General features: G+C 65.4%; 20 protein-coding genes and 1 tRNA gene. 14 read left to right on the forward strand and 7 right to left on the reverse strand.

The window, feature by feature from the left end; all coding sequences use genetic code 11:
• Positions 1-18 precede the first annotated feature (18 nt).
• The 6 genes from pheS (at position 19) to AC3G2C_RS00100 (ending at position 6,271) form a co-directional block, all read left to right on the forward strand.
• The gene (pheS, locus tag AC3G2C_RS00075) at positions 19-1,014 is read left to right on the forward strand and encodes a phenylalanine--tRNA ligase subunit alpha (protein WP_488382570.1); all 996 of its coding nucleotides are present in this window, start codon (positions 19-21) and stop codon (positions 1,012-1,014) included.
• Between the two features lie 22 nt (positions 1,015-1,036).
• Positions 1,037-3,448 (forward strand): phenylalanine--tRNA ligase subunit beta, encoded by a 2,412-nt coding sequence (gene pheT, locus AC3G2C_RS00080; RefSeq protein ID WP_488382571.1) that lies wholly within the window; start codon positions 1,037-1,039, stop codon positions 3,446-3,448.
• Between the two features lies 1 nt (position 3,449).
• Positions 3,450-3,749 carry an integration host factor subunit alpha gene (ihfA, locus tag AC3G2C_RS00085; RefSeq protein WP_019467382.1) on the forward strand — a complete coding sequence of 100 codons (300 nt, stop codon included), beginning with the start codon at positions 3,450-3,452 and terminating at the stop codon, positions 3,747-3,749.
• Positions 3,730-4,086, forward strand: a complete 357-nt coding sequence (locus AC3G2C_RS00090; protein WP_019467383.1) for a MerR family transcriptional regulator — start codon at positions 3,730-3,732, stop codon at positions 4,084-4,086. The genes ihfA and AC3G2C_RS00090 overlap by 20 nt, the downstream gene beginning before the upstream one ends.
• Positions 4,087-4,154: 68 nt before the next feature.
• Positions 4,155-4,231, forward strand: a tRNA-Pro gene (locus tag AC3G2C_RS00095).
• Between the two features lie 339 nt (positions 4,232-4,570).
• On the forward strand, positions 4,571-6,271 hold the full coding sequence (locus AC3G2C_RS00100) for a diguanylate cyclase domain-containing protein (protein WP_488382572.1): 1,701 nt from the start codon (positions 4,571-4,573) through the stop codon (positions 6,269-6,271).
• Between the two features lie 68 nt (positions 6,272-6,339).
• On the opposite strand, the gene serA is transcribed toward AC3G2C_RS00100, so the two are convergent.
• Positions 6,340-7,572, reverse strand: a complete 1,233-nt coding sequence (gene serA, locus AC3G2C_RS00105; protein ID WP_488382573.1) for a phosphoglycerate dehydrogenase — start codon at positions 7,570-7,572, stop codon at positions 6,340-6,342.
• Positions 7,573-7,695: 123 nt separating this feature from the next.
• Here serA and AC3G2C_RS00110 point away from each other — a divergent pair, with 123 nt between their 5' ends.
• The 3 genes from AC3G2C_RS00110 to pip all read left to right on the forward strand — a co-directional run bounded on the left by AC3G2C_RS00110 (position 7,696) and on the right by pip (position 11,317).
• Complete coding sequence (locus tag AC3G2C_RS00110) at positions 7,696-9,078, forward strand: FAD-binding oxidoreductase (protein WP_488382574.1); 1,383 nt, start codon at positions 7,696-7,698, stop codon at positions 9,076-9,078.
• A gap of 186 nt (positions 9,079-9,264) precedes the next feature.
• A complete protein-coding gene (locus AC3G2C_RS00115; protein WP_488382575.1) occupies positions 9,265-10,296 on the forward strand; it encodes a YncE family protein in 1,032 nt (343 codons plus the stop codon).
• A 64-nt stretch (positions 10,297-10,360) separates the two neighbouring features.
• Entirely contained in the window at positions 10,361-11,317 is a 957-nt protein-coding gene (gene pip, locus AC3G2C_RS00120; RefSeq protein WP_488382576.1) for a prolyl aminopeptidase, read from the forward strand.
• 55 nt (positions 11,318-11,372) lie between these two features.
• On the opposite strand, the gene AC3G2C_RS00125 is transcribed toward pip, so the two are convergent.
• The 6 genes from AC3G2C_RS00125 to AC3G2C_RS00150 all read right to left on the reverse strand — a co-directional run bounded on the left by AC3G2C_RS00125 (position 11,373) and on the right by AC3G2C_RS00150 (position 20,827).
• Positions 11,373-13,166 carry an EAL domain-containing protein gene (locus AC3G2C_RS00125; protein ID WP_488382577.1) on the reverse strand — a complete coding sequence of 598 codons (1,794 nt, stop codon included), beginning with the start codon at positions 13,164-13,166 and terminating at the stop codon, positions 11,373-11,375.
• 12 nt (positions 13,167-13,178) lie between these two features.
• Positions 13,179-14,804, reverse strand: coding sequence for a methyl-accepting chemotaxis protein (locus tag AC3G2C_RS00130; RefSeq protein ID WP_488382578.1), 1,626 nt, complete (start codon positions 14,802-14,804; stop codon positions 13,179-13,181).
• 243 nt (positions 14,805-15,047) lie between these two features.
• Entirely contained in the window at positions 15,048-15,689 is a 642-nt protein-coding gene (upp, locus tag AC3G2C_RS00135) for a uracil phosphoribosyltransferase (RefSeq protein ID WP_488382579.1), read from the reverse strand.
• Positions 15,690-15,795: 106 nt separating this feature from the next.
• Positions 15,796-16,134 carry a PsiF family protein gene (locus tag AC3G2C_RS00140; RefSeq protein WP_488382580.1) on the reverse strand — a complete coding sequence of 113 codons (339 nt, stop codon included), beginning with the start codon at positions 16,132-16,134 and terminating at the stop codon, positions 15,796-15,798.
• Between the two features lie 195 nt (positions 16,135-16,329).
• Entirely contained in the window at positions 16,330-19,140 is a 2,811-nt protein-coding gene (locus tag AC3G2C_RS00145) for a lamin tail domain-containing protein (protein ID WP_488382581.1), read from the reverse strand.
• 190 nt (positions 19,141-19,330) lie between these two features.
• On the reverse strand, positions 19,331-20,827 hold the full coding sequence (locus AC3G2C_RS00150; protein WP_488382582.1) for an aminotransferase class III-fold pyridoxal phosphate-dependent enzyme: 1,497 nt from the start codon (positions 20,825-20,827) through the stop codon (positions 19,331-19,333).
• A 283-nt stretch (positions 20,828-21,110) separates the two neighbouring features.
• Here AC3G2C_RS00150 and AC3G2C_RS00155 point away from each other — a divergent pair, with 283 nt between their 5' ends.
• Genes AC3G2C_RS00155 through AC3G2C_RS00175 form a run of 5 tightly spaced genes read left to right on the forward strand, consistent with a single transcriptional unit; the run spans position 21,111 to position 25,807 of the window.
• A complete protein-coding gene (locus tag AC3G2C_RS00155; protein WP_488382583.1) occupies positions 21,111-22,025 on the forward strand; it encodes an ABC transporter ATP-binding protein in 915 nt (304 codons plus the stop codon).
• A gap of 47 nt (positions 22,026-22,072) precedes the next feature.
• Positions 22,073-22,819 carry an ABC transporter permease gene (locus AC3G2C_RS00160; RefSeq protein ID WP_488382584.1) on the forward strand — a complete coding sequence of 249 codons (747 nt, stop codon included), beginning with the start codon at positions 22,073-22,075 and terminating at the stop codon, positions 22,817-22,819.
• 41 nt (positions 22,820-22,860) lie between these two features.
• On the forward strand, positions 22,861-24,051 hold the full coding sequence (locus AC3G2C_RS00165; protein WP_488382585.1) for a sensor histidine kinase: 1,191 nt from the start codon (positions 22,861-22,863) through the stop codon (positions 24,049-24,051).
• Positions 24,048-25,208, forward strand: coding sequence for a sensor histidine kinase (locus tag AC3G2C_RS00170; RefSeq protein WP_488382586.1), 1,161 nt, complete (start codon positions 24,048-24,050; stop codon positions 25,206-25,208). Before AC3G2C_RS00165 ends, AC3G2C_RS00170 begins: the two co-directional genes overlap by 4 nt.
• Positions 25,205-25,807: a response regulator transcription factor gene (locus tag AC3G2C_RS00175; RefSeq protein WP_488382587.1), complete on the forward strand. Its 603-nt coding sequence runs from the start codon at positions 25,205-25,207 to the stop codon at positions 25,805-25,807. Before AC3G2C_RS00170 ends, AC3G2C_RS00175 begins: the two co-directional genes overlap by 4 nt.
• Positions 25,808-25,853: the final 46 nt, after the last annotated feature.

Consider the following 25,853-nt stretch of genomic DNA (forward strand, 5'->3'; position numbering starts at 1 on the left):
TATTCCCTGGGGAACCCTATGAACGATCTGGATAGCCGCGCTTCGCAGGCGCTGGCCGACATCGACAAGGCCGATACGCTTGAAGCGCTCGATGCGCTGCGCGTAGGTCTGCTGGGCAAGAGCGGCATCGTCACCGCCGCGCTCAAGGCGCTGGGCGCCCTGTCGCCGGAGGAGCGCAAAGCGCGCGGCGCCGAGGTGAATCGCGTCAAGGATCGCCTCGCCGATGCGTTGGCCGCGCGCAAGCAGGTGCTGGAGCAGGCCGAGCTGGATCGCCGCCTCGCGTCGGAAACCATCGATATCACGCTGCCCGGCCGCGATGGCGAGCGTGGCGGTATCCATCCGATCACGCGTGCGCTGGAACGCATCAGCGCGATCTTCTCGCGCCTGGGTTACCAGCGTGCCGACGGCCCGGAAATCGAGGACGACTGGCACAACTTCGAAGCGCTCAATTTCCCGCCGCACCATCCGGCGCGCGCCATGCACGACACCTTCTATTTCGGTGACGGCCGCTTGCTGCGCACGCACACCTCGCCGGTGCAGGTGCGCTCCATGCAGGGTCGCCAGCCGCCCATTCGCATCATTGCGCCGGGCAAGGTCTATCGCAGCGATTCGGATCAGACCCACTCGCCGATGTTCCATCAGATCGAAGGCCTGCTGGTCGATGAAACCTCCAGCTTCGCCGACCTCAAGGGCACGCTGGCCGAGTTCATTCGCGCCTTCTTCGAGCGTGACTTCGAGATGCGCTTTCGCCCCAGCTACTTCCCCTTCACCGAGCCCTCGGCCGAAGTGGACATCCGTTGGGACGCCGAGGACGGCAGCACGCGTTGGCTCGAAGTGCTCGGCTGCGGCATGGTGCATCCCAACGTGCTGAAGAACTGCGGCATCGATCCGGAGCGCTACACCGGCTTCGCGTTCGGCTTGGGTGTGGAGCGCTTTGCCATGCTTCGCTATGGCGTCTCCGATTTGCGCGCGTTCTTCGAGAACGATCTGCGCTTCCTCAAGCAGTTCGCCTAAATCGCAGCAGGAATCGACACGCATGAAATTCTCCGAAAACTGGCTGCGCCACCATGTACCGACCAAGGCATCGCGCGATGAGCTTTCCGCGACGCTGACGGCGATCGGCCTGGAAGTCGAAGACGTGACTGCGCTGGGCGACTCGCTCGATGGCGTGGTCGTGGCGCGTATCGTGAGCGCCCAGAAGCATCCCGAGGCAGATCGCCTGCAGGTGTGCGAAGTGGATACGGGTAACGGTATTGTCCAGATCGTGTGCGGCGCCCCCAATGCGCGCGCGGGCCTCGTGGCGCCGCTCGCCATGGTGGGTGCGACGCTGCCGGGTGGCATCGCTATCAAGGCGGCTAAGCTGCGTGGCGTCGAATCGTTCGGCATGCTTTGCTCGGCCAAAGAGTTGGGCATCGATCCGGATGCGTCCGGCTTGCTTGAGCTCCCGGCGGATGCGCCGGTAGGTACGCCGCTCGCGACGTACCTCGGCCTGCCCGACGCCAGCATCGAGATCAAGCTCACGCCCAATCGCGCCGATTGCTTCAGCGTGCGTGGCATCGCCTTCGATGTTGCCGCCGCCCTGGGGGGCGAGGTTATTCCGCTGGAGGCCGCTCCGGTCCCGCCGCAGAGCAACGCCGCCATGAACGTGGTGCTAGACGCGGGCGCGAAAGTGCCGCGTTTCGCTGGCCGCGTCATCGACAGCGTGGATGCGAGCGTACCTACGCCCGTATGGATGGCCGAACGCCTTCGCCGCAGTGGCTTGCGTCCGATCAGCTTCCTGGTCGATGTCACGCAGTACGTCATGCTGGAACTGGGTCAGCCCATGCACGCGTTCGACAAGGACACGCTGGAAGGCGATGTCGTCGTGCGCCCGGCACGTGCGAACGAAAAGCTGGCCTTGCTCGATGGCCGCACCGTCGAGTTGGACCCTGACTTCCTGGTCGTCTCCGACAGCCAGGGTGGCAAGGGCGCTCGCGCTGTGGCACTCGGCGGCATCATGGGCGGTTCGGAAACCCGCGTCACGGAGACCACGCGCAACGTGTTCCTTGAGGCGGCGCACTGGATTCCGTCGGCCATCATCGGCCGCAGCCGCAAGCTCGGCATGCATACCGATGCTGGGCATCGCTTCGAGCGAGGCGTTGATCCCGCGCTGCCCGCCATCGCCGTGGAATACGCCACGCGCCTGATTGTCGACATTGCTGGCGGCGTTCCTGGCCCGCTGACGGACGTCACGCTGCCCGAGCACCTGCGCTCGCCCGAACCGATCCTGCTCCGCCGCGCCCGCCTGGCGCGCGTGCTGGGCCTGACCGTCGCCGATGCCGAGGTGGAGCGCATCTTCACGGCACTGGGCATGAAGGTTGCGCCAGCTGCCGACGGCTGGACGGTCACCGCGCCGAGCCGCCGTTTCGATATCGAGCGTGAGGAGGACCTGATCGAGGAGGTCGCGCGCATCCATGGTTACGAGAACATCCCGACGCATACGCCGGCAGGCGCGTTGACGCTGGCCGCCGAGCCGGAAGCCCGGCTCAACGAACTGGCCGTGCGCGAGCAGTTGGCCGCGCGTGCCTACTACGAGGCGGTGAACCTGGCCTTCGTTGGCCACGACGTGCTCCAGCGTTGGGGCATGACCGAGCAGTTGGTGCCGTTGGCCAATCCCCTCTCTGCGGACCTGGCCGTGATGCGTCCGTCGCTGCTGCCGGGCCTGATTGCTGCGCTCTCGCACAACCGTGCACGCCAGCAGGAGCGCGTACGCCTGTTCGAGCTGGGCCGCACTTTCCGCATCGACGGGGAGGCCGCCGCCCGCAAGGACGCGCCGACAGAAACGCCGATGCTGGCCATGGCCGCCTGCGGCACGGCCCGCGCGGAGCAGTGGGGCGAGGCAGCACGCACGCTCGACTTCCATGACCTGAAGGGCGACCTGGATGCCCTGGTCGCCTGGGGTGGCGAGCCCGAGCGCTGGGCGGTGCATGCCGATGGCCTGCCGGGCTGGCTGCATCCGGGCCGCGGTGCCCGTATCACCCGCGACGGGGAGACAGTGGGCTTCATGGGCGCGCTGCACCCGCAGCTGGCCAAGGCGCTGGACCTGGGGGCCGACGTCCATGTGCTTGAGCTGGCTCTTGAGCCGGTGCTGGGCCGCCGACTGCCCAAGGCCACGCCGGTGCCGCGATTCCCGTCGGTGCGTCGCGACATCGCGGTGGACCTGCCCGAAGCGGTCAGTTGGTCACAGATTGAGCAGGTGGTTCGCGGCACCGTGGGCGCGGCGCTCAAGGAGCTGCGCCTGTTCGACCGTTACAGTGGCAAGGGAGTCGAAGCGGGCCGAAAGAGTCTCGCTATGGGCTTGATTTTACAGGACGCTTCACGCACGCTTACCGACGACGACGCGGACCGTTACATAGGTGAAGCGGTCGCAGCGTTGGAGGTGACATGCAAGGCAAAGTTGAGAGGATGAAATGGCGCTGACCAAGGCGGAGATGGCAGAGCGCCTTTTCCTCGAGGTAGGTCTCAACAAGCGTGAGGCCAAAGAATTCGTGGATGCTTATTTTGAAGTCGTCCGCGAAGCATTGGAAAAGGGTGAACAGGTCAAATTGTCGGGTTTTGGCAATTTTGATCTACGACAGAAGAACCAGCGACCGGGGCGCAACCCCAAGACGGGTGAGGAAATTCCTATTTCCGCCCGCCGTGTGGTGACGTTCCGACCGGGACAGAAACTCAAGGTGCGAGTCGAGGGCTATGCTGGACCAAGGGAATAACACCGAGCTCCCCGCCATTCCGGCGAAGCGTTACTTCACCATTGGTGAAGTCAGTGAACTGTGTGGCGTGAAGCCGCATGTACTGCGCTATTGGGAGCAGGAATTTCCCGCCCTCAACCCCGTCAAGCGTCGCGGCAACCGCCGTTATTACCAGCGTCACGATGTGCTGATGATTCGGCAGATTCGCGGCCTGCTGTACGACGAGGGTTTCACCATCACCGGCGCGCGTGCGCGTCTGGAGGGCCCGCAGGCCCGGATGGAGTCGAGCATTTCCCACCAGATCGTGCGCCAGGTGCGCATGGAGCTGGAAGAAGTGTTGGCGCTGCTGCGCCGCTGAGCTTCCATCGTTTTTTCTCTTCCGGTGTGGCCGGCTTAGCTGGTACACTAAGCGACTTGCCGCATCGTCGGGGCGTAGCGCAGCCTGGTAGCGCATCTGCCTGGGGGGCAGAGGGTCGTGGGTTCGAATCCCGCCGTCCCGACCAATTCGGCAATAGACGAGACGAAACGGCGCCCATGGCGCCGTTTTGCTTGTGGGAGGATTTCGTCGCAAGCGTGCCCTGGGAGGGGAGGCCGCTGGTGCAGGCATCGCGGCATACCGGTCGCGCCTTAGCCTTGCCATGTCGACCTATGGCGTATCGCCATCGACGCCGCGGATACGTCACGCTTGGCGTACCCTGGCTCCAGGAACCTTGCGCATCGCGAAGCCTCCGAGGCGAAACGGCGCCCGTCGGATGGACTACCTGGTCGCTGCGTGAAGTCATAAGGAGCGCCGGTGGCATGCGGAGTGCATGCCGTCGAGTTCATTGCATGTCGATTTGCCCATGCGTCCATCCCAATCCATTGAAGACGAGCCCGCGGCCGTGACGGCGGAGGACTTTGTTTCGCCTGATCTCATCCGCCTGGCTCGCATTGCATGCCATGTGTTCGGTGTCGCCCGCTGCTGGCTTGTACCAGTGGCGGCTGCGGACGTTGCCGTGGAAGGCATCAGCTCGCCGCGGACGCAGGATGCGGGGGCGGGCTTCTTCATTCGACATTCGGTACGCGGGCCGGATGGACGCGTCATCGCCTATCTCTGCCTGAGCGATCCCTCGCCGCGAGATTTCAGCGTGGAGGATCGATTGGCGCTCGCCGACTTGGCGGCGTTGGCTGAAGGCTATGTGCACCCGTTTGGCGCCGTGAAGGCTAGAGCGGCCATGCCGGCCGCCAACAATGACCTGGACGACGCGCAACGTTGCGCTCTGCAAGAGGCGCAGCGCGCGCTACGCGACGAGCGCAATCGCTACGAGCACATTCTGCAAAGCGTGCTGGCGGGTTTTGCCGAAGTGGACGGGCAAGGGCACATCGTGACCTGGAACCCCTCCGCCGAGCGCATTTTCGGCTGGTCGGCGAAGGAAGCGATCGGACGCGAACCGTTCGAGTTGATGGTGCCTGCACGTCGACGCGCACGCTATGCACGCGCTTTGAAGCAATTGAGCCAAGGCGAGGGCGAGCGCCTACGGGGGCGACGCATGTTGACGGTGGGTTTGCGTCGCAGCGGCGAGCTGTTTCCGCTGGAGATCATCCTCAACACCAGCCGCATGGGCGAGCAGATCATCGTGCATGCCTTCATGCATGACGTGGGGCGACGCAAGGCCGATGAGCGTATTTTGCGCGACATGGCCACGCGGTTGCGCACCATTACCGACAACCTGCCGGCCATGGTGGCTTACCTTGATCGCGATTTGCGCTATCGCTTCCACAATCGCGCCTATCGCGACTGGTTCGGCGTGGCGGAGAACGGCCTGATCGGCGTCGACGCGCGCAACTTCTGGGGGCCGTCGACCTATGCGCAGCTACGCCCCGCACTTACGGACGTGCTACAGGGGCGTCGGGCCACGGTGGAGTATCAGTTGGTCGGCACGCAAGGACCCATGTGGCTCTATGCCAATCTGGTGCCGGAGGTTCGGCCTAACGGCAAAGTGGCCGGGTTCTATCTATTGGCGCAAGACATCAGCGAGCGTAAACGGCATTTTCAGCAGGTGGAGCATGACGCCATGCATGATCCCCTCACGGGCTTGCCCAACCGGCGAGGGCTCATGAAACGTCTGCAACAAGCCATGGAGCGCACGCGGGAGCGTGGGCAGGTGTTGGTGGTGCTGTTCATGGACTTGGACGGTTTCAAGCGCATGAACGATACCCTCGGCCACGAGTTCGGTGACGAGGTGCTACGCCTGTTTGCCGGTCAGGTGTCTTCGGCGGTGCGCGACACCGATTTTGTCGGGCGCCTCGCGGGTGACGAATTCGTGTTGCTGATCGAAGGCATGCACCAGGTTCCGGCGGATGTGGAACACTTGGCGCAGTCGGTGCTTGAGCGCGTGTGCGGCGAGCAGGAGGTGCTCAACGTGGTCGTGGAGCTCTCCACCAGCATCGGTGCCGCCGTACATACCAGCGACGATGAGGAAACCGCGCAGGAGCTATTGGCCCGCGCCGATGCTGCCATGTACCGCGCCAAGGCCAAGGGCCGTCGCTGCTGGTCGTTTTAGGAATATGCCGAGTCGAGCGGTGCATCGCTAAAGGCGCACCGTCCTCGCGAACGGCGCGCCTTTAGCGCTCAGTACAGCACGCGGCTGCGCAGCGTGCCGGGAATGGCCGCCAATTGGTCCTTGAGCGCTGCCGACTGCTTCTCATCCGCCGCCACATCGATCACCACGTAGCCGACTTCGCTGTCGGTCTGCAGGAACTGCGCGTCGATGTTGATATTGCCGGCCGAGAACAGTTCGTTGATGCGCGACAGCACACCCGGCACGTTGCGGTGGATGTGCAGCAGGCGACGGCTGCGCGGATGCTCCGGTAGCGATACTTCCGGGAAGTTCACTGCGGAAAGCGTGGAACCGTTGTCGCTGTAGCGCACCAACTTGCTGGCCACTTCCACGCCGATGTTGTCCTGTGCCTCCAGCGTGCTGCCGCCGATGTGCGGCGTCAGGATCACGTTGTCCATGCCCACCAGCGGCGAGACGAAGGCGTCATCGTTGCCCTTGGGCTCCACCGGGAACACGTCGACGGCCGCGCCGCCCACGTGGCCGGCGTGCAGCGAGGCTGCCAGTGCATCGATGTCCACCACGGTGCCGCGGGAGGCATTGATGAGCAGGGCGCCCTTGCGCATCTGCGCCAGCTCGCGTGCGCCGATCATCAGCTTGGTCGCTGGCGTTTCCGGCACATGCAGGGTCACCACGTCGGCGCGCTGCAGCAGGTCTTCCAGGCTATCGGCCATGCGTGCGTTGCCGAGCGACAGCTTGGGTTCGATGTCGTGGAAGATCACGCGCATGCCCAGGCTTTCGGCGAGCACGCCGACCTGGGTGCCGATATGGCCGTAGCCGACGATGCCCAGCACCTTGTCGCGCGCCTCGAAACTGCCGGCAGCGGACTTGGTCCAGCCGCCGCGGTGGCACAGGGCGTTCTTCTGCGGAATGCCGCGCAGCAGCATGATCGCTTCGGCGATCACCAGCTCCGCCACGCTGCGCGTGTTGGAGTAGGGCGCGTTGAACACCGGTACGCCCAAGCGGCGGGCGGCGTCCAGTTCTACCTGGTTGGTGCCGATGCAAAAGCAGCCCACGGCGATCAGCCGTTTAGCCTGCTGAAGCACCCCATCGGTGAGGTGAGTGCGCGAACGGATGCCGACGATATGTGCGTCGGCGATGCGCGCTTTCAGCTCGGCCTCGGGTAACGCCTTTTCGTGGAATTCGATCTGGCTATAGCCGGCGCGGTGAAAAACCTCCACCGCGCTGCGGCTCACGCCTTCCAGCAGGAGCACTTTGATGTCTTGTTTCGGGAACGAGGTCTTCATGGCCATGACGCGAGAGAGGACCCGTCCACTATGCCAGACCTTGGCTCCCATTTGCGGCGTTGCAGCACTGGACGCTGCGCCTCATCGCTGGCAGGCTGGCCGGACCCCTTGGAATCTTGAACCATGACCGATGCTCGTCTGGCCGAGTTGGCCGACCGCCTGCCCAACCTGCGCTTGTTGACCGAGCCGTCCGACCTGGAGCACTACGGCCGCGACTGGACACGCCGTTGGACGCCGGCTCCGCTGGCCATTGCCCTGCCGGGCAGCGTGGAGGAGGTGCAGACCATCGTGCGCTGGGCCAACGCGCACGGCGTGGCGCTGGTGCCTTCCGGTGGCCGTACGGGGCTTTCCGGCGGCGCCGTGGCGGCGCGTGGTGAGCTGGTGCTCAGCCTGGAGCGTATGAACCGGGTGCTGGATTTCGATGCGGTGGATCGCACCCTGACCGTGCAGGCCGGCATGTCCCTGCAGGCTGTCCATGACGCCGCGCGAGAGCACGGGTTGATCTATCCGGTGGATTTCGCCGCGCGCGGCTCTTGCTCCATCGGCGGCAACATCGCCACCAATGCCGGTGGCATCCGTGTGATCCGCTACGGCAATACCCGTGAGTGGATCGCCGGGCTGACCGTGGTGGCCGGCAACGGCGAGCTGCTGCAGCTCAATCGTGGCCTGATCAAGAACTCCAGCGGCTACGACCTGCGCCAGTTGATGATCGGCTCGGAGGGCACCTTGGGCGTGGTGGTGGAGGCGATCTTGCGCCTGACCGATCCGCCGCCGTCCTCGCAAGTCATGCTGTTGGCGTTGCCGAGCATGGATGCGTTGATGGAAGTGTTTGCACTATTCCGTGCCCGGCTGCGCTTGCAGGCATTCGAGTTCTTTACCGATGCGGCGCTTGTGCACGTGCTGGCTCATGGCGCGCAGCGCGCCATCGAGGGCGAGCATCCTTATTTCGTGGTCACCGAGTTCGATGCCGACGAGGCCGCGCAAGAGCAAGCGCTCGCGGCGTTCGAACATGGCATGGAACAGGGCTGGATCAGCGATGGCGTGTTGGCGCAAAGCGAGGCGCAGGCCGCCGCGCTGTGGCGCCTGCGCGAAGGCATCACCGAGAGCCTGGCCCCGCACAAGCCATACAAGAACGACATCTCGCTGCGCATCAGCGCGCTGCCGGCGTTCCTGCACGATATCCAGAGCTTGCTGGGGCGCGAGTACCCGCATTTCGACGTGGTGTGGTTTGGGCATATCGGCGACGGCAACCTGCACATCAACGTGCTTCGCCCAAGCACGCTCGGCGAGGACGACTTCATCGCGCAGTGCGAGCACGTGACCAAACTGCTGGCCGATACCCTGCATCGCTATGGCGGCAGTATCTCCGCCGAGCACGGCATCGGCCTGGTCAAGCGCGCCTATTTGCGCAGCACGCGCAGCGATGCGGAAATCGCCTTGATGCGTGGCGTGCGCCAGGTGTTCGATCCCAAGCGGCTGCTCAACCCGGGCAAGTTGTTCGACTGATCTGGGTGACTGCCTTGGCGCCCGCGGCCTAGCCCGCGTTGCCTGGGGCGCCCGCCGGGGAGCGGGGCGTGGCGAAGTGCCTGATCGCGGGTCAGGCCGCGCCACGCGGAGATCGTTAGCAGGCTCTAAGCGAGAACTAAGCCCGGGCGAGCATGCTGGCGTGACCTCACTCAGCGTGCCACCCTCATGCAACGACTCCTGTGCCGTACCCTGATGGCCTCCCTTGGCCTGCTCCTGGCTTCCCATGCGCTGGCTGCCCCGCAGGCGGCGGACTATCGCGTGCTGTCCAAGATCCAGCTTGGCGGCACGGGTGGCTGGGATTACCTCAGCTTCGACGCCCAGCGTCGCCACCTGTTCGTCACTCGCGGTGACCGGGTGGAAGTGGTGGATGTGGATCAGCAGAAGAAGATTGGCAGCATTGCCGGCACGGCGGGTGTGCATGGCGTGACGCTGGACCTGTCGGCGCATCGCGGCTATGCCAGCAATGGCCAGAGCGCCTCCGTGACCGTGTTCGACCTGGACAGCCTGGCGGTGGTCGCCACCATCACCGGTACGGGCGAGAAGCCGGACGCGATCCTGTATGACCCGGCCTCCAAGCACGTGTTCACCTTCAACGGCAAAGGTCACTCCTTCAGCGTAATCGACCCCACGAGCAACAAGGTCATCACCACGGTGGCGTTGGCGGGCAAGCCCGAATTCGCCGCTGCCGACGAGCAGGGCCACATTTTCGTGAACCTGGAAGATCGTGCCGAACTCGTCAAGATCGACAGTCGCAAGAACACCGTGGCGGGCAGTTGGCCGCTGAGCGGTTGCGAGTCGCCCTCGGGCCTGGCCATCGACCGCAAGCACCATCGCCTGTTCTCGGTGTGCGACAACGGCCAGATGGCGGTGAGCAACATCGACAGCGGCAAGGTCGTGGCAAGCGTGGCGATCGGCGAAGGCCCGGACGCCGTGGTGTTCGACGAAACCACCGCCACCGCGTTCAGCTCCAACGGCGAAAGCGGCAACATCAGCGCCGTGCACCAGGACGATGCGGACCACTACAGCGTGGCGGCCACCATCTCCACCCAGCCCAGCGCCCGCACCCTGGCCCTGGACCCCAAGCTGCATCGCCTGTACCTGTCGGCCGCGCAGTACGCGGGTGAGCCGCCGGCCGAAGGCAAGCGCCCGGCGATCGTGCCGGACAGCTTCAGCGTGCTGGTGGTGGGCAGCCCCTGAGGGAGTGCCAAGGCGGGGGCGTGCTAGCCTAATGGGCCGTCCCCGTTCGCTTTGGAGTACCCGCATGTCGCAGGATCTTCGTTCCCTGTATCCCGAGATCGAGCCGTACGATTCCGGCATGCTCAAGGTGTCGGACCTGCACACGCTCTACTACGAGCAGAGCGGCAACCCCAACGGCAAGCCGGTGGTGTTTCTGCATGGCGGCCCGGGTGGCGGCACCAACCCCAAGTGCCGCCGCTTCTTCGATCCGGCGGTGTACCGCATCGTGTTGTTCGACCAGCGCGGTTGCGGCAAGTCCACGCCGCACGCCGAGCTGAAGGACAACACCACCTGGCACCTGGTCAACGATATCGAGCGCCTGCGCACGCACCTGGGCATCGACCGTTGGCAGGTGTTCGGCGGCTCGTGGGGCTCCACGCTGTCGCTCGCCTATGCGCAGACGCATCCTGAGCGCGTCACCGAGCTGGTGCTGCGCGGCATCTTCATGCTGCGTCGCTGGGAGCTGGAGTGGTTCTACCAGAAGGGTTGCGACGCGCTGTATCCGGATGCGTGGGAGCCGTACCTGGCGGCGATTCCGGAGGTGGAGCGCGGTGACATGATGAGCGCCTACTATCGCCGCCTCACCAGCAGCGACTCGAAGGTGCGCGTGGACGCGGCGCGCGCGTGGTCGGTGTGGGAGGGCGCCACCAGCTACCTGTGGCAGGACACCTCGCACATCCAGTCGAGCGGCGAGGATGAATTTGCCCTGGCCTTCGCTCGCATCGAGTGCCACTACTTTGTCCATGGTGGCTTCTTCGAACATGACGACCAGTTGCTGCGTAACGTCGATCGCATCCGGAATATTCCGGCGGTGATCGTGCAGGGCCGTTACGACGTGGTGTGCCCAATGCGCAGCGCGTGGGATCTCCATCGCGCCTGGCCCGAAGCGGATCTGCGCATCGTGCAGGACGCCGGCCACTCGGCTTTCGAGCCCGGCAATATCTCCGAGCTGGTGCAGGCCACCGACCGCTTCCGCGGCTAAGCTCTCGGCATCGAAGATATGCGGCCTCGCCCGGCAACGGGCGGGGCCGTATCGTTTATGCGGTGGCCGTCGGCGCGCGCGAGAACACGTACAAGCCCTGGTTGGCGCGCTTGGCGTGGCGCTTGGCGCGCGCTGCCAGGGTGGCGATGGATTCCGCGCGTTGCGGCAGGGGCGGCACCAGCTCCACCGCGCCCATCACCACGGTCGTGAACGGAAAGAACTGCGGCGTGCCGCGTCGATCCTTGCCGCGCAGGCCGCCGCGCACGATGTCGGCGGCGTCGAACAAGGTTGGCGCGCGGGCATTGAAGGTGTCGATGACGCATTGGCAGCGCGCGCGCCAGTCGGGGCTTTGGAACAGCACCACGAAATCGTCGCCACCAATGTGGCCGACGAAATCCAGTGCAGGGTCCACGTGCTCACTGAGCAGGCCCGACAACAGCCGGATCATTTCGTCGCCGCGCGAGTAACCGTAGTGGTCGTTGAACGGCTTGAAGTCGGTCAGGTCCACATGCGTCACGGCGAAGCGTTCGCTGCCTTCCAGCAGGCGCGCCAGATGCTCGGTCGTGGGAATGTTGCCGGGCAGGAAGGTGAGGGGGTTGGCATGGCGCGCGGCGTCGATGCGCAATTCGCTCACGCGGCGTACCAGGGCCTCACCCGTGCCCAGGCCAAGGTAGTGACCGGCACGCGTCACGATGAAACCGTCGCTGAGATAGCGTTGATCCTCGCCGCGCAGCACGTCGGAGAGGCTTTCCAGACTGCGCTGCTCTTCGCACACCAGCGGTGCGCTGTTCATCAGTGCGGTACACGACTTGCGCGCCAGCAGTTCGCGCGCGAAGGGCTGGGCCATGCGCTCGTTCATCAGGCGGCGGTTGATCAGGCCGATCGGGTTGCCATCCTTCACCACAGCCACGGCGTGCAGCTCCGGATGATCGACGAACAGCGACATGACTTCGTCGTTGGTCTGGCGCGGGTGCACGGATGGCGCCTCGATGAGCAGATGGCTCACCTGCGTGGGGCGCTGCGTGATCGGGCCGCGTGGCCGTGGCAGCACCGATACGGCCGGTACGCGCATCTCCTGCATCGCTTCGGGGCTGGCCTCCAGCGCCGGCGTGGCCGCGGGGCGTCCAATCAGAAAGCCCTGTGCGTAAGGCACGCCAAGGTCGCGCAGCACGCGCAGGTCGGCGGGGTCTTCCACGCCTTCGCCCACCAGGTCGGTGCCCAGCGATTCGGCCACCTGACACAGCGCGCGCACGATCGCCAGGCGGCCGGCGCTGCGCGAGAGGCCGTTGATGAGATAGCGGTCGATCTTCACCACGTCGGGGTGGATCTCGTTCCACATCTCGAAATTGGAGTGGCCATTGCCGAAGTCATCCAGCGCGATGCGCACGCCGTGGGCGCGTAGATAGCCCAGGGCGTGCGCCAGCCGCGCGGGGTTCTCCACCACGTCGCGCTCGGTCACTTCCACGGTGATGCGCGCCGGGTCCAGCCCGCCCGCGGCCAGGGCGGCGAGTACGTCGTCCGGGCGCATCGCGTCCTGCAGGATGGCGTGTGCGCTGAGGTTCACCAACAGGCGACCGCTGCCGCCGTACTGGGGGAATGCGCGGCAGATGGTGCGCGCCGCATGCAGCTCCAGCTCCGCCAGGCGACCCTCCATGCGTGCCAGGTCGAGCACATCGAGGATCGATGCCGGCTCCGGCAGGAAAGCGCAGCGGCTCAGGCCCTCATGGGCAATCACCTCCAGGGTGTCCACGCGCACCACCGGTTGGAAAACCGGCGTGAGGCTTCCCGCAGTGAAGGCGCGTTCGAGCATGGCGGTGGCGGAGTTGTCGACGGCGAGGGTGACTGGCATGCCTTGGTGTGTTCAGGCCGCGGCGGCCCTTGGCGCGTGCGTCACTGCAGGTGAGGGCCGCGCATCGTGCGCGGCCACGGGAGGAAGTTGGAAAAAGGCCACTTGTCGACCCAACACGTCGGCATCGCTGGCCAGGGCATCGCCGGTGGCGTGGATGTCCTGCACCAACCCGGCGTTGGCCTGGGTGAGCCGGTCCATCTCGACCACCGTTTGGCTGATCTGGCGGATGCCGCTGGCCTGCCGGTCACTGGCATCGGAAATCTGCGTCACCAGTTCGGCGACGTGGGTAACGCTTCGGGCAATGCCATCCAAGGCATCGCCCGAGAGCGCCACCTTGCTGCGTGCGATCGTCACGGCGTCGCCGCTGTCGACGACCAGGCGGCGGATATCCTTGCCGGCTTCCACGCAGCGCCGTGCGAGTTGGCGTACCTCGCCTGCCACCACGGCAAAGCCGCGTCCGCGCTCACCAGCCTGGGCGGCTTCGATGGCGGCATTGAGGGAGAGCAGGTTGGTCTGGAAGGCGATGCTGTCGACCAGGTCGACAATGTCCGCTATATGGCGGCTGGCCTGCTCGATGGCCTGCATGGAATCCAACGCCTCGCTCGCCACCTGGCGACCTTGCGCCACATGATGGAGCGCGGCATGCGTGGCGCGCGCGGCCGCGTCGGCGTGACTGGCACCCTGCACGGCCATCGCTTCCATCTGGGTCATGGAGCTGGCAGTTTCCTCCAGGCCTGCCGCCTGGCTCAGCGTGCGTTCGTTGAGAGCCTGGTTGTCGCGGGTGAGCCGTTGCGCGCGCGCATCCACCGATTGCGCGCGATGGCGCACCTGCGAAAGAACGCGGGCGAGCTGGGCGTCCATGGCGCTTAGCGCGCGCAGAAGCTGACCCAGTTCGTCTTCCGTGCCGATCTCCACCGGCTCGCCTAGCTTGCCTTCGGCAATGCGCGTAGCCAGTTGCCGGGCGTGGTGCACCCGATGCAGGAGGCTGCGCATCAAGGCCCGGTCGAGCAGCACGGTGCCCAGCAAGGCGAGTGCCAGCAGACCCAGCAGCAGGCCCATGCCTTGGCGATCGGCCTGGCGTTGCTGCGCCACCTGCGCATTGCCCTTAGCCAAGGCGGCTTGGAAGAGATTGGCGAAATCGCTTTGCAGCGGTTCGTAGGCGGGCTGTACTTCGGTGCTGAGCTTGAGGGCGGCGATGTCGAACTGGCCGGCGTCGAGCAGGCTGAGCGTTTCGTCGATCGCGCGGTCGGCCTCCGCCCGGTGCGTGCCGGTGAGCTTGAGCGTCTGCGCCTGATCCTGCGCGAGTGCGCTGGCGAGCAATGGTTTCCAGTGACGCTCCGCATCCACGCGATCGGTGTGGATGCGCGTGTGCGCATCATCCACGGCCGAAGGCAGCTGCGAGAGCACCGCGTGGACGAGCGCTTGCAGGCTGCTGTTGTAGTCGTTCTGCACGCGGCCCACGTCCGCCACCGGGCTGAGCGAGCCTTCCACCAAGCCTTGGATGCGTTGATCGGCGCGATGCAGTTGCAGCACACCGGCCACGCTCATCACCGCCAGCAGCACCAGCATCACGAGCAGGCGCAACAGCAGTCGCTGGCGCAGGGTCAGTCGGGGGAGGCGGGAGCGCAAGGTGAACATGAGGATTAAAGATGATGGGCCTGCTACCGCTGTCGGCGCATCCGGGCTGAACTTTAGCCGAAATTGCAAAATAAATGTATGAAAAACAATGAATTGTATGCTATTTGAGCATGCATGGGGACGCCGCAACGATGGCATCCGCGTGTGTCGTTTCGATGACTTCCGTGCTTCGTTTCGCAGAACGCAGGCCAGCAAAAAGCCCCGCGCAAGGGCGGGGCTTTGAGGTCTTGCCGAGGCGTGGACTTAGTCGGCGGTCAGTTGTTTGGTGCCGAAGATCTTGTCGCCCGCATCGCCGAGGCCCGGCAGGATGTAGCCGTGTTCGTTCAAGCGCTCATCGATGGCGGCGGTGTAGATCTCGATATCTGGGTGAGCCGCCTCGATGCGCTTGAGGCCTTCCGGCGCCGCCACCAGAAACAGGCCCTTGATGCGCTTGCAGCCGGCCGCCTTGAGCATATCGACCGTGGCCACCAGGGTGCCGGCGGTGGCGAGCATGGGGTCCACGATCAGCGCGATGCGCTCGTCCATGCGACCGGTGAGCTTTTCGTAATAGGCGATGGGCTTGAGGGTTTCCTCATCGCGTTGCAGGCCCACCACGCTCACCTTGGCGGCGGGGATAAGGTCGAGCACGCCCGGCAGCATGCCCAGGCCGGCGCGCAGGATCGGCACGATGGTCACCTTCTTGCCCTTGATCTGACGCACCGTCAGCGGGCCCGCCCAGCCGTCGATCGTCTGCTCGACGGTTTCCAGGTCCTTGGTTGCCTCATAGGTCAGCAGCGCGGCCACTTCGGAGGCAAGCTCACGAAACTCCTTGGTGCTGATGCCGGCACGACGCATCAGGCCAAGTTTGTGTTGGATGAGCGGGTGACTGACTTCGACGATCTTCATAGGACAACCTGGCGTTGGAATGGAGCCATTGTCGCGCAGGCGCGGCGCCACGCACAAAAAAGGGCGCCGGCGCGGGCCGGCACCCCATGGTCTGGGCGCGCTGCGGTCAGTGCGCGGCGGGGGCCGCGTCACCGGACAGGCAGTGGCTCATGAACTGCTTACGGGCATCGCCCTTGAGGCTCTTGGCCTCGGGGTCGGCATTGCACGCCTTCATTTTTTCCTGCTGCGTCATCTTGGCTGGCGCGGCGGCTTCGCCCTTGAGGCAGCTGGACATGAACGCCTTGCGCTCATCGCCAGTCTTGCCCGTCGCCTGCTTGTTGCAGTCGACCATCCGTTGCTGCTGCGCATTTTTTGCTGGCGTGCTGGTGTCCGCGGCGTGCACGGCGGTGGTGGCGGCCAAGGCCAGCGCCAAGCCGGCGACCATCAGGCTGAAACGGGACGACATGCGGGTACCCTCCTGGATGACCGGCGAGTGCCGGTGGCGCCAGTCTATGCCTGCGGACGTGACGGATGGGAGGGGGCTTACCCGGCCAGCGGATCGCTCGTTCAGCAAAATCCGTGTTCGCGCAGCCTCGCCCTCCAACGGGAAAGGCCACGCCCGTTACCGGGCGTGGCCTCCTTGCTGGCGTCGAGGATTGGCTTAGTGGCCGTGGTGATGATCGTCGTCGCTGTCGCGACCGTGATCCTCGTGGCCATGCGGGGCATGCCCCTGCCAGCCGGCCATGCCGGGCACGAACAGGTCGACGATGAAGCCGTCATGGTCGGACACGCCAATGGCCTTGCGAGCGTCGGTGGCGGTGACGGCATCGGCGGCGGTCTGTGCCGGCGCGTCGAGGTCGGCGCGCCCGTACTGCATCTTCAGCATGCGCAGTCGCGCCACGGTGTTGAGCAGGGCGTGATCGAGCACCTGCACGGTGGGCACCTCACGACCGGAATTGCCCGTGCCTGCCTGCGTGTAGCCCTGGATGGGGCCGAACTTTTCCGTGTACAGGAACGAGTAGCGATCATTGCGCGGCACCGATTCCACCGCGTTCCACAGCGCCGGATACACCAGGTTCTTGCCGAGCTTGAGCTGGTTCTCGCTGTCCTTGTAGCGGCCCGAGACCAGGCCGACCACATCGACGAAACCGTCGCTGAACTCGTAGGCATTGAAGTCGCCCACCACCATCAACGGCTGCCATGGCGCGGCGGCCTGCAGTTTCTGCACCTGGCGAGCCAGCGAGCTGGCCTGCACGAAACGCTTCTGGCGATCGCGCACGGCACTGGCGTCGTCCTTGTCGACATTGCTGCGCGCCTTCATGTGCACCGAGATCACCTGGAAGCGCACGCCACGTGCCTCGGCCGTGATCAACAGCGGCGGGTGGTCGTGCACAAAGGCGGTCTGGCCGTTGTCGTTCCATTGTTCATCGGCCGCCAGCTGCTGCACCGACACCACACGCACCCGGTCGCTGCGCACCAGGAAACCCACGTTGATGCCGCTGGGATCATGACCGGGCAGCAGGTAGGCCTCGTACTTGGCGCGATAGTCGTCGCTCAATTGTTGGGCCAGGCCCTTGAGCAGCGGCAGGCTCTTCACTTCCTCCACCGACAACACGTCGGGCAGTTGCAGCACCGTGCCGATATAGGCGGACAAACGCTGCGTTTTCAACGCTACTTCGGCATCGGTCGGCTCCTTGCTGTTGCCGCTGCAGGTGAAGGTGGTGTTGAAGTTGCTGTCGCAGAAGCGTTCCGTGTTGAACGCACCGATGCGCAATGCGTACGGCGCCGTGGGCGAAACGGCGCGCGGCATCTCGGCGGCACGCTTGAGCGTGATGGAAGTGGGGATGAAGGTGTATGCGCCAAAGTCGTACGAGATCACACCCTCGGCGCGGAACGTGCTGCCCGCCACCAGCGGCGTGTTCGCGGGTACGGCGCCGAAGTCGGCGGTGTTCATCTTGAACACTTCGGGGTTGCCGCTCCAGTTTGGCAGCTGCACGCCATCGGGCACCTGCACGCTGTAGCGCACGCCCGGCAGGCGCAATGAGCGCTTGCCGTTCGCGGTGATGCTCACCTCCGCGTAGGGCTGGGTGCTGAAGCGCTTGTTGCCCGTGTTGATCATGCCGTTCTCGATCACCACACGCATGCCCACGAAGCACTGGAAGTTGGTGGTGCCGCAGGACAGCTTGTCGGGATCGGATGAGGGCAAGCCTTCGCCGAACACCACGGCCTTGGGCAGGCGCGCACCATGGGCGGTGACGGTGACGGCGGCATTCTTCAACTCGGTGAGGCGGTAGTAGTTGTCGACGGTGGCGTCCACGTTCACCACGTCGCCCACGGCAACCGTCGGTTTGGTGGCGGTGAACACGTAGATGCCGTTGGAGGTGAGTGGATCGGCGTCGGCACGCGCATCGGGGGTTTGCATGGTGAAGCCGTTCGGGCCCACCGCCGTGACGATGTTGCCGGTGGTGATGACCGATTTGCCCACCAGCGGCGAGATCTGCTCGCGGCCCTGGATCTGCCAGATCTCCGCGGCCACGGGGATATCGAACAGGATGGCGCCCATCGCGCTGTCGCGCGCCAGCGGCAGGTTGCCGCTAGGCTGGCTGAGCTTCACTTCGAATGCCTTGTCGTCGCTGGCGCTGCTGCGGCCGTGCACGACGACGTTGAAAGTCGCCTGAGTCTGGCCCTCGGCGATGGTGACCGTGGTGTCGAGCGCGTCATAGTCGCCGTTGGCGACCGTGGCGGTTCCATCCACCGTGGTGGCATGCACGCTGACGCCGCCGGCAGGGGCGGGCTGGGTGAGCGAGACGACGAAGGGCATCTTCACGTCGGCCGGGCCGCGCACGGTGGCGCTGGCGTCGGCGATGGAGAGTGCCTGGCCGAGCACCACGCAGGAGCTGGCGCTGTTGTGCGGCGAACTGGGCGACACGACGACGAAGTCGGCCTGATTGTCGCCGGTGTTCCTGGGCAAGCCGGCCGTGTCGCTCTGGCGTACGTAGCCCTTGTCGGCATTGGTGCTGCCGAGCGAGGCGAGCGGCGTGCCGGCCTTGTAGGCGGAGCCGGTGGAGAGGCCTACTTGATCGGCGATCTGGCCCGAGCTGTCGAGCAGCGCCAGGCCGCCGTCATCGGTGACGCCGGTGCTGTACTTGAGATCGCCCGCCACGCTGCCGGAGTAACCGCCGCTGGCGCTGTTGGTCAGCAGCAGGTAGCAGCCTGAGGCGATGGAGGTGCCACTGGGAAAGGTGAGTCGCGTGCCGGTGGTGCCGCTGGCATTGGAGGCGTTGAGCTTGTAGCCGGACAGATCCAGCGCCTTGCGGCCGCTGTTGAACAGTTCGACGAACTCATCGTTGCCACCCGCCGGGCCGCGCAGGCGAAACTGCGAAATGCTGAGGTCGGCCGCTTGCGCGGACGTTGCCGACAGGACAACCAGCAGCGCACCCCAAAGGGCACGCCGAACGTGCGTTGCTTTCATGGACCGCTCCCTTTCCTGGGTCCGGGACGGACCCCATCGAGCGGCAGGCTAGTAGGTTATTGCGACAGTTTCGCGAAAGAAGTTACGCGGCAGCGCGATAGTGCGAAGCCATTTGCGTTTTGCCCGGGCTAACTGGCCGGCGTCATCGTGGTGAGGACGCCGGCCGTGCGTTTGCGGTGAAGCCGCTGGATCAGGCCGCCTCGGCCTTGAGCTTGCGCGGGCCGTGCAGCAGTGCCTGGCGCACGTGCGACACCACCAGGTCCACCTCGGCGCTGGTCACCAGGAAGTGCGGGGTGAAACGCAGCGAGTTGGTGCCGCCATGGATTACGCCCACGCCGCGCTCGCGCATGTATTCCTCGGTGGAGCCGGCGCCGTAGCACTTGAACTCCGGCGCCAGCTCGCACGAAAACAGCAAGCCGGTGCCCTGCACCTTGGTGATCAGGCCACCGAGTTCGTTCTTGAGTACGTTGAGCTTGTCCACGAACTCCTTGCCACGCTCGCGGATGTTCTGGCGCACCTCATCGGTGAGTTCGCCAAGCGTGGCAAGTGCCACGTCCAGCGCGCGCGGGTTGGCGGTCATGGTGTTGCCATAGATGCCCTTGCGATAGAGCTGCGCGGTGTGCTCGGTCACCGCGAGTACCGACAGCGGGTACTGGCCGGCGTTGAGCGCCTTGGAGAAGGTCTCCATGTCCGGCGCGGCCAGCTTCTCGAAGCCGGGGTAGTCGGTGATGGAAAGCACGCCGTGCGCGCGCAGGCCGGCCTGGATCGAATCCACCAGCAGCAGGCTGCCATGTTCGGCGGTGAGTGCGCGGGCACGCTGGTAGAACTCCGGCGTAACGGCGCGACCCGGGTCGCCTTCGCCCATCACCGGCTCCAGGAACATCGCCTCGATGAACCAGCCTTGCTTGTCCGCTTCGGCGAACACGGCTTCGAGCTGGGCGAGGTCGTACGGCTGCACCGTGATCAGCGTGTCCTCGTTGCGATAGCTGGCGAGGTGCTGCAGGTAGGTTTTGCGGGTGGAATCGGAGTACAGCGCGGGCTTGTCCGTGCGGCCGTGAAAGGCGCCCTTGACCGCCACGCGCTTGATGGTGCGGCCGGCGTAACGGCCACCGGCATCGGTCATCAGCTTGGCGTTGACGTCGGCGATGCGACAGGCCAGGCCCACCGATTCCGAACCGGAGTTGAGTGCGAGGTAGCGCGAATAGGGATTACCACCACGGCGGCGACCCAGTTCGCGATCCATGGCCTGGGTGAAGCGCATCTGCGAGATGCTGGGTGTCATGACGTTGGCCATCACCTGCGGGCGCGCCAGCGCGGCGTCGATGGCCGGATGGTTGTGGCCAAAGCCGAGCATGCCGTAGCCGCCGTTGTCATGGATCACGGCGCCCTTGAAGCTGATCACCCACGGGCCACGCGCGGCCGCCGGCAGATACGGGTTGATCGCATCGTCCGGATAGAAGTTGACGAACTCGGCCAGTGCCTTGGTCAGCTGTTCGCTCTCGTCCAGCTTGAGGAAATCGCCCAGTTCGTCGCGCAGCTCGCGATGACGCGCCACGGCTTCACCGATGGCCTGCACCAGCTCAGGGTGGCTGGACGCGAAACGCTCGATGGTGGCGTCATCAAGTCCAGTGGTCAGCGGAGCGCCGCCGAATTCGCGCAGTTCGCGCAGCTGATCAATCACGCCCATGGTTTCCTCCTTCAAGGTCGACGAGCCTGCCGTCCCGATGGCATGCGCGTCGACGGGTCAACGAATGCATGGTGGAGGCGCCTGACCATGCGCGCCTCTGGCCTGTGGGGGCCTTGTCGCAGTGCGATCCATTGCGGATGTGGCATTGCAACGACTGTCCGAGCATAGCGCGCCCGCTTGTCGGCCGGTACCCCGGGTGACGCCTGTCACCTGCGCCGGCTGACGCTGGCGACTGTGGGCAAACCCTTGTGGCGCCTAGCATGGCAAGCCACAAGGAGGGGCTATGACTTCGATGGGTGCAACGGTCGCCAGCCTGACTGGCGCGGTCAAAAGCTACGGCGGTTTAACCGCTGTCGATGGTCTTCATCTCATGTTGCAGCGCGGCGAACTGCTCGCGTTGCTCGGGCCGAACGGTGCGGGCAAAAGCACCACCATCGGCCTTTTGCTTGGGCTGGTGCGTGCCGATGCGGGGCGTGTCGAACTGTTCGGCAAAGACCCGCAAGATTTGGCGGCACGTCGTCGCATCGGCGTGATGCTCCAGCAAGCCGCGCTGCCGCCCACGCTACGCGTGGCGGAACTGTTGCGGCTGACCATGAGCTACTACCCGACGCCGCGCACGCTGGATGAGACCGCCGAGCTTGCGGGTGTCGGGGCCCTGCTCGATCGACATTACGCCAAGCTGTCGGGCGGCGAGCAGCGGCGCGTGCAATTTGCGCTGGCCCTTTGCGGTCGTCCGGAGCTGCTGTTCCTGGACGAGCCCACCGTGGGCATGGACATCGATGCGCGCCAGCGTCTTTGGACGTCCATACGCCGGCTGGTGGCGGAAGGTTGCGGCGTGGTGCTCACCACGCACTACCTGGAAGAAGCCGAGGCGCTGGCGCAGCGCGTGGTTGTGCTGGCGAACGGCCGGGTGGTGAGTGACGGCAGTGTCGATGCCTTGCGCTCGCGCGTCTCGCTGACGCGCATTCGCTGCACCACCGATCTGGACGCCGAGGCCGTTTCCGCATGGGCGCGCGTGGCCGGTGCCGAGCGCGACGGCGGCAGCCTGGTTATTCGCACCGATGCTGCCGAACTCGTATTGCGTCGCCTGCTGGATGCCGATCCGCAGCTGTCCGGCCTGGAAGTAACGCGCGCGGGCCTCGCCGAGGCATTCACCGCATTGACCAATGAACTGGCCCGGGAAAGGGAGGCCGCCTGATGAATGCCCTGAATACAGTCGCGATGCCGCACTCGACGGATGACTCCATGAGCCGCCGCCGCATCCTCGGCGCCTACCTGGCCGAAGCGCGTAGCGAGTGCCTTCGCTACCTTCGCGCACCCGGCTTCATGCTGCCGGTCACGCTTTTTCCCACCATGTTCTACCTGTTGTTCGGCATTGTGATGAATCGCAACGCGTCGATGGACGTGGCGCAATACCTGCTCGCCAGCTATGCCGTGTTCGGCGTGATGAGCCCCGGCTTGTTCGGCTTTGGCGTATCGCTGGCGGCCGAGCGCGAAAACGGCCTGCTCACGCTCAAACGCGCCTTGCCCATGCCGCCAGGTGCCTACCTGGTGGGAAAAATGCTGATGGCCATGCTGGCGGCGGGCGTGGTGGTGCTGTTGTTGCTGGCGCTTGCCCTGGGTTTGGGGCACGTGCAGGTGAGTCTTGCCCACGCCGGCCTGCTGTTGCTCACCGGTATGTTGGGTGTGCTGCCGTTCTGCGCGCTGGGCATGCTGGTGGGCGCCCTGGTGAAGGGGCAGGGTGCGCCGGGCGTGCTCAACCTGATCTATCTCCCCATGTCGTTCCTGTCGGGCTTGTGGATTCCCCTCTCCATGCTGCCGACGGCCCTCCAGCATCTGGCGCCCCTATGGCCTAGCGCGCACCTGCATGCCTTGGCCTTGAGTGCGCTGGGTTTGAGCAAGGAATCGCTGCTGCCGCACGTGCTGGTGCTTCTGGGCTATGGGGCGGTGTTTTTCCTGCTGGCTGCACGCCGCCTGCGTCGGGTCGGTTGAAGTACGATGTGTAGCGAACGGGCGACGGGGGAGGTTGCACAGTGCGTGAGTTGATACGGGACTGGTTTGCGCCGGCACCGGACTCGCTGGTGGCGCGCGATAAGCGTCGCGGTCGTTCGCCCTGGGTCAATGCCGTGCACCTGCTGTGGTCGGTGTGGGTGTTCATTATCCCCATGTTCGATGGGTTCACGTGGCGATGGGCGCTTTGCACGCTGCTGAGCTATCCCATCTTTCTGTTCCTCTACGGCAAATGCTGCACGGTCTCTCAGCGCACGGCGTATCGCTACGCGCTTGGCCTGGTGGCGATGAGTTTCGTGCTGCTGCCCTGGTACCCGAGCGCGCTGAGCTACTTCGTGTACGGCTGCGTGATGTTGTGCACGTGCCGCCTCGGTTTGCGCGGTTACCTGTTGGTGCTGGCTGGCCTCAATGTGGTGTGCCTGGTCGAGGTGTGGCTGTTGCACTATCCGTGGCAGGCGGTGGCGTGGATTCCCGTCACCACCATCATCGTGGGCATGGTGGTGAATGCCGAACGCCAGGCCGACCAGAAGGAACTGGAGCTAAGCCTTTCGCATGAGGAAGTGCGCCGCCTCGCCGCGCTTGCCGAACGCGAGCGCATCGGGCGCGACCTGCACGACCTGCTGGGTCACACGCTGTCATTGATCACGCTGAAGCTCGAACTGTCGCGCAAGCTTTTCGATCGCGACAGCGAGGCCGCGCGGCGTGAAATGGAAGAGGCCGAGAAGGTGGCCCGTCATGCCTTGTCGGAGGTGCGCTCGGCCGTTACCGGCATTCGCGCCACCGATCTTGCCGCCGAGTTGGCCGCCGCCAGGCTGATGCTGGGCGCATCGGCCGTGCAGTTGGAGAGCACTGAATTGCCGCCCTCGCTACCGGCCGATGTGGAGCGTGCGCTGGCGCTGGTGTTGCGCGAGGCCATTACCAACATCGCCCGCCATGCGGGCGCCCGCAAGGCGAGGGTGGCGGTGGTCGCAAGCGGCGCTCAGGTGCAGATGAGCGTGGAGGACGATGGCCGCGGCGGCATCGACAGCCAGGGCAACGGCTTGAGCGGCATGCATGAGCGCGTGCGTGGCCTGGGCGGCACGTTGACGGTGGATTCGCCTCGCGGCCAGGGTACGCGTCTGCACATCAAGGTGCCGTTGCGCGCGCGCCTGTCCCTGGTCGGCGATGCGGCATCCGCGCCCGAGTGGACCGATTCGGAGCGGCAGGCGTCATGAACAACTGGTTCCGGCCGCATCCCGATTCACTGCTGGTCCAGTTGGGCAAAGTGACTTACCTGCGCTGGGAAGCGATGGCCAACCTGCTATGGGTGGTGGCGCTGTTCGTCGGCCCGCTAGCCGATGGCCGCCCGCACATCGCGCAGTGGTTGCTGCCCACCATTCTCTCCGTGCCCGTGTACATCTACTTGCATATGCAGGTTTATGCGGGCCCTTATCGCTGGTTGCCTTGGTACGCCTCGGGCATCGCCGCCTTGGGTTTGCTGGTGTGGCCGTACAACGGCGTGGCGCTCGGCTATCTCATGTCGGCAAGCATGTGCTTTGCCTACATGCAGTCGCTGCGTCGGTGGATGTTCGCCTTTGCCGTGCTGGCGGCCACGACGGCGCCGGTGGCCATGCGCATGCAGGTGTCGCCGTGGTTGATGTTGCTCATGGCCTTCGTGTCCGTCATGGCCGGCTTCGGGCACTACCAGCGCATGTGCAGCCATCGCAAGGATGCGCAGCTGCGTTTGTCGCAGGACGAGGTACGCCGCCTGGCGACCGTGGCCGAGCGCGAACGCATCGGGCGTGACCTGCACGATCTGTTGGGCCACACGCTGTCGCTGGTGGCGTTGAAATCCGAGCTGGCGCGCAGGCTGGCCGTGGTCGATCCCGCGCGAGCGCAGCGCGAGATGGGAGAGGTGGAGCGCGTGGCGCGTCACGCCTTGGGTGAAGTGCGCATGGCGGTAACGGGCATGCGTCGCGGCGACCTTACGGCGGAGCTGATTTCTGCGCGACTGATGCTGGAGGCATCGGGTTTGCGCTTTCAGGGCGAGCTACCCGAGGAAGCTGCGTTGCCCGAACAGATCGAGGCACCCCTGGCGCTCGTGTTGCGCGAGGCCGTGACCAATATTCATCGCCACGCGCGGGCCACTTCGGCGCGGGTGGCGTTCATGGCAGGCAAGGAACGATTCGAGATGAGGATCAGCGACGATGGTTGCGGCGGGCTCGCCGCGCACGGTAATGGCGTGAGCGGCATGCGCGAGCGCGTACGAGCCTTGGGCGGGCAATTGCAGATCGACTCGCCGCCACGCCGCGGCACGGTGCTGACGGTGAGTGTGCCGTTGCCCCCGGGCACGGCGGATGCGGTGTCCACGCTGCGCAGGAGCGCTGCATGATACGTGTGCTGTTGGCGGAAGATCAGGCGATGGTGCGCGGCGCGCTGTCGGCCTTACTCAATCTGGAATCGGATATCGAGGTGCTCGGCTCGGCGGCCGATGGCGAGGCGGCTTGGCGCGATGTGCAGCGCGTGAAGCCGGATGTGCTCGTCACCGATATCGAAATGCCCGGCCTCACCGGCCTGGAGCTGGCGCAGCGCATTCAGCGCCATGAGATGCCCATCAAGGTGATCATCGTGACCACCTTCGCCCGCCCGGGCTTCCTGCGCCGCGCGCTGGATGCCGGCGTGTCGGGCTACCTGCTCAAGGATGCGCCGGCCGAACGCCTGGCCGAAGCTTTGCGCACTGTGCACCGCGGCGGTCGCGCCATCGATCCGCAACTGGCCCTGGAAGCGTGGTCGGAAGCGGACCCGCTCAACGACCGCGAACGGCAGGTGCTGCGCCTGGCGGGCGAGGGTCAATCCGCCAACGAGATCGCCAGCCAGCTCAACCTTTCCCATGGCACGGTGCGCAACTACCTGTCCGAAGCCATTGGCAAGCTGGGGGTGGCCAATCGCATCGAAGCCTACCGACTGGCTCGGCAGAAGGGCTGGCTCTAACTCACCTGGGGCGGGGCAACTTCGCCAACGCGGTGCGCATCGGCGG

This window comes from Frateuria sp. sgz306004 (assembly GCF_057750885.1).